A 1,414-nucleotide genomic window follows, 5' to 3' on the forward strand; every position below is an offset into this window, starting at 1 on the left:
GTTCGGTCGTCTTCCGTATCTCCGCCCTGCATGGGCTGATCCTGGCGCTGGTTTTTGCGCAGGAAATGTTCAGCTACCAGCAACTCCGGCTGCAAACCGCCACCGAAGCCAATGCCATCGCCGACATCTATTTCGATGCCGGGCGCTACGGCGACACCGAGAAGGTGAAGATCCAGAAGGAGCTTTCCGACTATATCCGCGTCGTCATCGACAAGGAGTGGCGCGGGCTCGGCGAGACCAACCGGCTTTCGCCGGAAGCCTGGACACAGTGGGATGAAGCCTATCGCGCGATCCTCGATCTGGTGCCGACAAATCCGCGCCAGCAAAGCCTGCGCAACCACATGCTCGACCGGATTTACCTTGTCTCGGAAAGCCGCACGAAGCGCGAGAGCACCGTTGCCGATGCTCTCAGCGGCATATTCTGGTTCGCCGCCATTTCCGGGATGATCTTCATCGCGCTGGCCTATTATTCCTATCCGCCGACGCGCCGCAATGTCGTGCTGATCTCACTTTTCGGCGCCTATACCGGCGTTATCCTGTTTCTCATCTACGCCTTCTCCAACCCCTATATGCAGCCCGCGGAACTCAGCCCCGGTCCGTTCCTGCGGCTGCAGGAACAGATCGCCGCCTTGCCGCCGCCGGCGGATTGAGCCGCGCCGCATCGCGTATGATTTCAGTGCCGGTTGTGGGTCTGGTCGCGCGTCCTGTTGCTGCTGCGAAGCGTGCAATCATAATAGCCGGATGCACAGGAGCGGGCCGGGTTCATGAAATAGTTTTCCACACGGGTCTGCCAGCTGTTGCGCGAGCTCGTGCTATTGCAGCCGGCAAGCATGGATAAGACCACAAGGGCGGCAGCCAGTTTCACAATACCCATATCTGTCTCCTCTTGTGCAGGTCGGACTTGCACCCGCTTTAGCATGGTGGCCGCGCTTTGACATCTGCATTTGGCGTGTATCTGCCATCCACTGGCCTCCCTCATGGTGAGCTTGTCGAACCTGCTTGAAGCACCTGCCTCTCCGTGGGTCCTCGGGCTTGACCCGAGGACCCACGGACGAGAAGCGCCATGATTGTGCCTCGTGCGACGCATTCCAGATAATTGCATCTCAATGAAGCCAAGCAGTTCACTTCGCTGGATCCCGTTGGATCGATTCAATTGGCATTACCGCTTTGCCGTGGGTCCTCGGGTCAAGCCCGAGGATGACGGAGAGGAGAGCGCTTTAAATGGCAAGGAGCAGCGACCGCCCTCAAAAATCCTCCGGTTCCGGTATCCGTCCGAATGCGATCTTGGAGCCTATATAATTGCCCGGGCCGTTGTTCGGGCCAAGGTTCAGCGCCTTCGACCCATGCCGCACGCGTATCTTGTCGAGCACGTCCGACACGCGTTCCCACTGGCCGCGCTGCCTCACACTCGCGC

2 protein-coding genes are annotated in these 1,414 nt (G+C 59.3%); one reads left to right on the forward strand and one right to left on the reverse strand.

Going from position 1 to position 1,414, the window contains the following annotated elements:
- On the forward strand, nucleotides 1-650 hold a 650-nt coding region (locus tag ACXJ5O_RS26970; protein ID WP_457302592.1), incomplete at its 5' end, for a bestrophin-like domain.
- Nucleotides 651-673: 23 nt separating this feature from the next.
- Here the strand turns inward: ACXJ5O_RS26970 and ACXJ5O_RS26975 are convergent.
- Nucleotides 674-874 (reverse strand): hypothetical protein, encoded by a 201-nt coding sequence (locus tag ACXJ5O_RS26975; RefSeq protein WP_457302593.1) that lies wholly within the window; start codon nucleotides 872-874, stop codon nucleotides 674-676.
- Nucleotides 875-1,414: the final 540 nt, after the last annotated feature.

The sequence above is a fragment of the Phyllobacterium sp. P5_D12 genome (assembly GCF_054049495.1).

Excerpts from the sequence above, each read along its gene's own strand:
- ACXJ5O_RS26975 (WP_457302593.1), bottom strand. The coding sequence starts at position 874 with ATGGGTATTGTGAAACTGGCTGCCGCCCTTGTGGTCTTATCCATGCTT.